Below are 6,768 nucleotides of genomic sequence, written 5' to 3'. Positions count from 1 at the left end.
GGTCCGGCGGCGATGCAGGAGCCGGACCGCAGCAGCGGACCCGGCCCGTCTGCGATCCCCTGCGGGGTGATGACCACGGAACCCGGGCGGGCGGCGGCGAGCGCCGTCAGCGTGCGCTGGTGGTGCCCGCCGCCGAGGTGCGCCTGCGGCTCGATCAGGACCAGCGGCCCGCAGCGGGTGCTCATCCGGCGACCGCCTGCTCGCCGTGCAGCGTGATGAAGTGCCGGTGCAGCCAGGGCGGGTCGTTGAGCGCCTCGAAGCGCTTGGGGTCGCGGGCCGCAGTGCGGGCGAACTCGAGGCCGTCGCGGGCCCCGGCTGCCGCGTAGTCGGCGAAGTCGCCGTCCTTGCTGGCCGTCCAGGCGTCGATGCGTTCCTGGGCGGAGGCGTCAGTCATGCCGTACTCGCTTCCGCGCGCGAGCATCGCGCACTCCCGGAAGCCCGCCTTCCAGGCGTGGAACGGGGTCTGGTTGAACAGGGTGGTCCCGGCAGCATGCGGGCTGAACTCGACACGGCCGGGCAGCGCGGCCAGCACGTCGACGGCCTGGCCCATCTCCCGCAGTGCGCTGGTGCGGATCAGCTTGAGGCCGCCGTAGCCGTAGGTGAGCCCGTTGACCGGGTTGACAGCCCGCCAGACCCGCATCGACACGCCCGCTGCCAGCGGCTCCACCCCGCTGGCGGAGAAGGCGGGGTCGATGGCGAAGTCGCCGTCTGCGAGGAAGAACTGGTCGGTGTCGACGAGTTCGGCCGTGAGTCGGTAGGCGCGGCGCATCCCGCGCACCCCGTGCAGGCGCTTGACGGTTCCGCCCAGCACGCGGGCCAGGCGGGTGTGCAGGGAGTCGGCCAGCGGCTCGTCGTAGGAGAGCAGGACCGCGTCGAAGCCGGTCACTTGATCGCCTCCAGGTAGCGTGCGGCCACCGCAGCTGGCGTCAGGTCCGTGGTGGAGGCGTGCGCGCGCTTGGCGTGCACCAGGTAGAACTCGGGGTCGGTGGCGAGGCGTTCGGCGATCCGGACAGCCTGATCGTCAGTGTCGAACACCAGCTCCGGGTCGATGTGCTCGGCCAGCCAGCCGATGCGAGGGCCGATCACCGGCAGGCCCATCGCCTGGCAGTCGATGACCGACATGGACCAGGGGCAGCCGGGCCGAAACGGCGCGATGCCGAAGTGGGCGCCGGCCAGCAGGTTGCGGTAGCGGACGCGGTCACCGCGGTCGGAGGCGATGGCGACGCCGTCCACGGCCGCCAGCTCCTCCAAGTTCCTCTCGGGGCTGGGATCCAGGCGGATCCGCTCGGCGCTGCGGGTGCCGAACAGGTCCATCACGGTCAGCCGCACCGGGGCTTCGGCGACGAGGTGGCGGGCGAGCTGGGTGAAGCGGGCGGTGCCGTAGTGGGCGTACAGGCGGTGGTTGTAAATGCCGACCGCCCGGCCCTCCGGCGCGGTGATCTCGGCGGGGTCGCGGACCAGGCGCACGTCCCTGGGGGCGGGGACCACGTGCAACTTGTCGGTGAGCTCGACGCCGGTGCGGGCGGCGGCAGCGGCGGTCCACGAGGCGGCGGTGCCGGAGTGGACCAGGACGCGGTCGCAGGCCGCGAGACCGGCGGAGAAGGCCAGCAGCACGCTGCGGCCCAGCCCGCCGTCGTCCATCGCGGGATCCAGCTCCAGCTGGCCGGTGTCGGTGAAGGAGAACGGCAGGTAGTGGCAGTAACCGACGATCCGCGCGTCCACTCCGGCTTCCAGGAGCGCGGCGCGGATCGCGGGGGCGGCCTCGATCTGGTTGGCCACGACCACTTCGGGCTGCTGGCGGCGGAACAGCCGCACCAGGGCGCCCACGCCCGGGTTGAAGCGGGCCCGGTACTTGGTCGACGGCGAGGTGGTCCGCACGAACTGCACGCGGTCGTCGCCGGCCGGGACGGGAGCGGCCACGGTGACCTCGACCCCGGCGTCGGCCAGGGCCGGGGTGAGCATGTCGGCGAAGGTGTAGCCGGAGTCGGCAGTCAGCTGGCTGGAGTTGGAGACGTTGAGCAGGTACAGCAGGCGCATCGCTTGGGCCCTCCCTCTCTCGGCCCGGGTGTCGACCCGGGCTGGCAAAAGAAGGAAACCGGCGACCATGACCGTGACAGAATGATGAATCGAGATCACTCACGGTTCATTCATCTCATCCAGCAGCCAGGGCGGGGGCCTTGATGGACGAGCGCGACGACAGCCCGACCGTTGAGCAAGCCGCCGAGGCGTTCGCAGCGGAGGTCTCGTACTGGCGCGAGGTGCGCGGCCTGTCCAAGCGGGGGCTCGCCCGCAAGATGGGCTTCGACCCGTCGTACGTGAGCCACGTGGAGTCCGGCCGGCACAAGCCGACCGAGGACTTCGCGCGTCGCTCCGAGGAGACCCTCAACGCGGGCAAGGCCATCTGGAAGCGCTGGCTGGACTACGAGGCCGCCAAGAACCGAGCGGCCCCGGCTGCGGCTCCGCCAGCGCCGCGCCGCGCCGAGCAGCCGTACGCGACGGGCTCGGCAATCATCGTGGCGCACGACGGCGCGCGCCTGGACTTCGACGGCTCCCAGTACCGGCTGACGATGCGCCGGCTGCTGCGGAACACCGGCAGCGAGCCGATCACCCGCTACCTGATCCGCATCAGCGTCGACCGCTACCCCGGAGAGCCCGAGCGCTCCAACGCCCACTACCGCGAACACCCGCTGACCTGGGACGAGCTTGCACTGACCGCGACATGCCGCGGGGAGGCGATGAACTGGCAGACCAAGCACGACCGCGACGCGTTCAAGGAGGTGTGGCTGCTGTTCGAGAACGAGCAGGGCCGCTTCCCGCTCTACCCGGGCGAGGAGGTCTGGATCGAGTACGCCTACTCGGTCGGCGAGGAGAAGTGGGGCCGCTGGTTCCAGCGCGCGGTCCGCCTGCCCACCGAGCACCTGGAAGTCGAACTCGCCTTCCCAGCTGACCTCGACCCAGCAGTATGGGGCATGGAGACGTCCATGACGGCCGAGGCGGCGCCGCTGCGGACCGCCCCGATCCGGCGCGAGGAGGACGGGATGCGCGTCTTCTCCTGGAGCACGTCCACGCCGGCCCTCCACGCCCGGTACCGTCTGGAATGGCGGTTCCGGGCCCGACCCGAACGCGACACGACCCAAGGGGAGTTCAGGTGATCCAGGTGCGGCCCAGCGAGCAGATGCGTGACCTCGGCGTCGTCCAGGAGGGCGCGCCCATCCTCGCCGAGCCCGCCCGAGCGTTCGACCTGCCCACCGAGCGCGAGGCCGCCGAGCAGGTCATCGAGAAGCTGTTCACCGCCATGGAGCGCATCGGCCAAGTCCACCCCTTCGCCAAGGGCATGGGCATCGCCGCACCCCAGATCGGCATCGGCCGCTCCGCCGCCATCGTCCAGCCCGCTTCCCCGGACGCTCCGGCGATCGTCCTGCTGAACCCGCGCATCACCGACCGCTCCGACGAGACGGACGAGCAGTTCGAGGGCTGCCTGTCGTTCTTCGACGTTCGCGGCTTGGTCCCCCGGCCGCTGCAGATCACCGTGGAGACCACCACCCTGGACGGCCAAGTGGCCACCACCACCTACGAACGCGGACTCGCCCGCCTGATCCACCACGAGATCGACCACCTCGACGGCCTGCTCTACACCGCACGCATGACCGCCGGCGTCGAACCCATCCCCGTCGAACAGTACCGGCAGACCGGCCAAGCGTGGTCCTACGAGCAGTAGTCGACAGCCGGGATAAGAGGTGGTCTCGCGTGGCAACTTTCGCGGCCTGCTTGTAGCAGGTCGGGGCGGCGGCCATGGCCAGCCCTCGGTTCTGCCAGTCGTCGCGGACCGAGTACGGATCTTGAGACCACGAGCACCCCATGGCAGGCTCGTGCCGCATGATCGATGAATTCGCGAAGGACACTCTGCACGGCCGGCTGCGCCGAGACCGAGAGGCGCTGCTCTGGAAGCTCGACGGCCTGTCCGAGTACGACGCCCGCCGACCTCTGACCGCGACCGGGACCAACCTGCTCGGCCTGGTCAAGCATGTGGCCACCGTCGAGGCCAGGTACTTCGGCGAGGTCTTCGGCCGCCCTTCGCCGGAACCGCTGTGTCGGTGGCAGGACTCTGACGGCAGTGACCAGTGGGCGGCCGAGGACGAGACCCGCGATCAGATCGTCGGGTTCTACCGGCGCACCTGGGAACACTCGGATGCGACGATCAATGAGCTCTCCATCGACGCCCCCGGCCACGTGCCGTGGTGGCCGGAGCCGCATGCTGACACGAACCTGTTCGCCGTCTTGGTCCACGTCCTCGGCGAGACCCTCCGGCACGCCGGGCACGCCGACATCCTGCGCGAGGGCCTCGACGGCCGGACCGGGATGCGCCCCGAACACGAGAAGCAGATCGACGAGCAAGCCCGTGCAGCCCACTACGCGAAGATCGAGCAGGCCGCCAGGTCGGCGGCACCAATCAAGGCTTACTGGTCGTCGCGCTGGCCCTCTCCGCCGTCCGGTTCCGACGCGGGGGTCGGTCCGTGAACCGCTGAGCAGCCAGGTGACCGCCGCCGGGTGCGTTCCTGCGGCTCGCCCGGGGCGGATCGCCGTCAGTATTCGGAGCCGCTTCGCAGGTAGGTGCCCGCGACCTGGAGCCACGCTCCGGGGCTGAAGCACGCCTCGATCCGGTGCGGGGTGTCCTTGAAGACCCGCAGGATACGCAGGGCACCGCTCGGGTGCAGGTCGTACTCGAAGGTGACGCCGTCCGCGCCGTCCTCGTACTGCAGGTCCAACGGTCCTTTCGACGGCTCTGCCGGTGCCCGGGCCTCGGCTGAGAGTTTCACGTAGACGGACATCTCTGCCTCCCGCCTTCCTGACTGCGCGAGAAGTCCAGGCTGTGGTGCTGGTCCTCTCAGGTCGCTTCGGCCGGTGGCGCGGAGCCGATGCCGGTGTCGATGAGAATCTGCCGTGCCGAGTCGGTGCCGCCGGCCTTGATCGCGCGTGCCATCGCGGCCAGGGCCGCTTCCTGGCTCGCCTGTGGGGGGACGACGAGCAGGCTGAAGTGATCGCGGTCGCCACGGGTGATGATCACCGTGTCGTCACCGACCGGGTACTGGTCGATGTGCACCGACCGGCCGTTGACCACCAGCCGGGCCGGGACGTCGTCCCAGGCATCAGCGTCCAGGCCGACGCTCACCACGGGGCCTAGGTGTTCGGTCAGGGCTCTGACCAGGCCTGGCAGCTCGGAGTCGACGTCCCGCGAACGCGGCCACCACGCACCATCGAGCACACCTTCGCGCGACTGTGTGGTCTCCAGGCGCAACAGGACCGTCCCCGGTTTCGCCGCCTGCAGGAACTGGCCGGGCAGTAGCCCGTAGTGCGAAGCACCGGCTTCGTCCGACATGCTCGCCGCCTATCCGCGGGCGCAGGCCGGACCCGCGGAGCGAGGGCCGCTCCTCGGGAGCGGCGGCCCGGACTGTCCCGATATCCCCACGGTACCCCGCCCGCGCCGGGCCGATCCGGCCGGTCACGAGAGCCGTGGCGGGGTGCCGGCGTCTCAGCGCCACTCGATCAGGAACAGGGTGGCGTCGTCGCTGGTGCGCCCGCCCCGCTTCTCTTTCAGGACGTGGGAGAGCGCCCGCACCACGGCCCGCACTCCGTCCTGCGAACGCTCGATGCGATTGACCCACTCGATGAGCTGTTCCTCTCCGAACTGCTCCCCGCCGGCCTCGCGCTCCTCGACCAGGCCATCGGTGAAGCACAGGACCCGGTCACCGTGCCGCAGCCCCCGCTCGCTGATCACCGGATCCTCGCCACCGAACCCCACCGGCAGGGTGGTCGCGCTCTCGAGCCGCTCGACGACGACGTGGTCGCGGATCAGCAGTGGCACCGGGTGCCCGGCGTTGACCCACTGCAGGTGGCCGGTGGCCGTGTTCAGGCGCATCATCTGCGCGGTGACGAAGTGGTCTGGCCCGAACTGCTCGGCGATGGCCCGGTCCATGAACGCATAGATCTCGGCCAGCCCGATGTCGGCGCGCCGGGCGTGCCGGTACGCGCCGATGGCCACGGTCGCCATGGTGGCGGCGTCCAGCCCGTGGCCCATGGCGTCGATCGTGGCCACGTGTAGGAGGTCGTCGTTGAGCGCGTAGTCGAAGCTGTCGCCCGCCACCTGGTAAGCGGGTTCGAGGATGCCCGCCACCGCGACCCGGGGAACGGTCATCGACAGCGGCGGCAGCAGCGACCACTGGATCTCCGCCGCCACGCTCATCGGCTCCAGGCGCCGGGCCTGGAAGATCCGGTCGGTGTAGCCGCTCTTGGTGACCAGCAGATCAGCCACCATGCCGGCGAACCGGCGAAGGAGCCGCCGATCGTCCTCATCGACGGTGTCCAGCGTGAGAGCCAGCACCCCGACCTCGTCGCCGCCGTCCAGCAACGGCAGGTACACCCGCACCCCGTCGGCCTGCGGCACCTCGACGGGAACACCACGCAGAAAGGCCGCACCCGCGGGGGACCCGTCGATCGGCACCGGCTCCCCGACGGCCAGCCCCCGGCCGGGCAGCGGCGCGAGCGCCAGCTGGCCGTAGTCCTGCAGCAGGAGCGCCGGATCACGGCCGCCGATCGTCGTCACCGCATCGGCGACCAATGGAGCGACCAGGCGAGGCGGCAACTCGTGGGCCTGATCGAGCAACGCGCCCAGCAGGTGTTCGCCGAACCCCTCCGCCCGGCCCAGCCGCCGCTCACCGTCCCTGCTCACCGCCATGTCCTCCCTGTCCCGTGCAATCGGCACGGGCGCGA

8 protein-coding genes and 1 pseudogene are annotated in these 6,768 nt (G+C 70.7%); 3 read left to right on the top strand and 6 right to left on the bottom strand.

All coding sequences use genetic code 11. The features are described from left to right. The 3 genes and pseudogenes from ABT247_RS14940 to ABT247_RS14930 all read right to left on the bottom strand — a co-directional run. Positions 1-185 (bottom strand): annotated as a pseudogene (locus tag ABT247_RS14940) (hypothetical protein); the annotation flags it as partial. Then, the gene (locus tag ABT247_RS14935; protein ID WP_350742734.1) at positions 182-886 is read right to left on the bottom strand and encodes a hypothetical protein; all 705 of its coding nucleotides are present in this window, start codon (positions 884-886) and stop codon (positions 182-184) included. The pseudogene ABT247_RS14940 and the gene ABT247_RS14935, both read right to left, overlap by 4 nt. Then, positions 883-2,037: a glycosyltransferase gene (locus ABT247_RS14930; RefSeq protein ID WP_350742732.1), complete on the bottom strand. Its 1,155-nt coding sequence runs from the start codon at positions 2,035-2,037 to the stop codon at positions 883-885. The genes ABT247_RS14935 and ABT247_RS14930 overlap by 4 nt, the downstream gene beginning before the upstream one ends. A gap of 143 nt (positions 2,038-2,180) precedes the next feature. Here ABT247_RS14930 and ABT247_RS14925 point away from each other — a divergent pair, with 143 nt between their 5' ends. From ABT247_RS14925 to ABT247_RS14915, 3 genes are all read left to right on the top strand, one after another. Beyond that, entirely contained in the window at positions 2,181-3,152 is a 972-nt protein-coding gene (locus ABT247_RS14925; RefSeq protein WP_350742730.1) for a helix-turn-helix domain-containing protein, read from the top strand. Beyond that, positions 3,149-3,718, top strand: a complete 570-nt coding sequence (locus ABT247_RS14920) for a peptide deformylase (RefSeq protein ID WP_350742728.1) — start codon at positions 3,149-3,151, stop codon at positions 3,716-3,718. The genes ABT247_RS14925 and ABT247_RS14920 overlap by 4 nt, the downstream gene beginning before the upstream one ends. A gap of 158 nt (positions 3,719-3,876) precedes the next feature. After that, entirely contained in the window at positions 3,877-4,518 is a 642-nt protein-coding gene (locus tag ABT247_RS14915) for a DinB family protein (RefSeq protein ID WP_350742726.1), read from the top strand. A 65-nt stretch (positions 4,519-4,583) separates the two neighbouring features. Here the strand turns inward: ABT247_RS14915 and ABT247_RS14910 are convergent, their stop codons facing one another. The 3 genes from ABT247_RS14910 to ABT247_RS14900 form a co-directional block, all read right to left on the bottom strand. Further along, positions 4,584-4,766: a hypothetical protein gene (locus ABT247_RS14910; protein ID WP_350742724.1), complete on the bottom strand. Its 183-nt coding sequence runs from the start codon at positions 4,764-4,766 to the stop codon at positions 4,584-4,586. A gap of 119 nt (positions 4,767-4,885) precedes the next feature. Continuing rightward, positions 4,886-5,377, bottom strand: coding sequence for a DUF5994 family protein (locus ABT247_RS14905; protein ID WP_350742722.1), 492 nt, complete (start codon positions 5,375-5,377; stop codon positions 4,886-4,888). Positions 5,378-5,530: 153 nt separating this feature from the next. Continuing rightward, the gene (locus ABT247_RS14900) at positions 5,531-6,733 is read right to left on the bottom strand and encodes a PP2C family protein-serine/threonine phosphatase (protein WP_033346938.1); all 1,203 of its coding nucleotides are present in this window, start codon (positions 6,731-6,733) and stop codon (positions 5,531-5,533) included. Between the last annotated feature and the right edge of the window lie 35 nt (positions 6,734-6,768).

It is taken from the genome of Kitasatospora sp. NPDC001539, assembly GCF_040298565.1.
In the GTDB taxonomy this organism is placed as follows: Bacteria; Actinomycetota; Actinomycetes; order Streptomycetales; family Streptomycetaceae; genus Kitasatospora.
Note: the sequence above shows the minus strand (reverse complement) of the source record. Positions and strands in the feature narration are given on the sequence as shown.